We start from the raw sequence: 245 nt of genomic DNA on the forward strand, positions 1-245 counted from the left end.
CTGTAGTCCGCTTAATACTTCGATACTGCGGTTATTTTCAAGGTCGCGGTGATAGCTTGCAATAAACTGCCATTCGTCGCTCACTGGAATGCTTGTAAATAAGCCTGTTTGTTCAATTGCATTACCTGAGACATCATCTGAATACCGATGGTTCAATTGAACTAGCTCATTATCGTCGCCTTTATAGTCGAGCGTTACGTTAGACTGAATAATTTGTTTACCGTCAGTATCATACTGAATACCCG

Annotated in this window: 1 protein-coding gene; it reads right to left on the minus strand. The window is 41.2% G+C overall.

Features of this window, described 5'->3' with window-relative positions:
- Window positions 1–245: LPS assembly protein LptD (gene lptD, locus AAEY57_RS20800; RefSeq protein ID WP_350608760.1), on the minus strand; the 245-nt coding region annotated here is incomplete at both ends.

The sequence above is a fragment of the Pseudoalteromonas sp. MER144-MNA-CIBAN-0113 genome (genome assembly GCF_040308965.1).
GTDB classification, from domain to species: domain Bacteria; phylum Pseudomonadota; class Gammaproteobacteria; order Enterobacterales; family Alteromonadaceae; genus Pseudoalteromonas; species Pseudoalteromonas tetraodonis.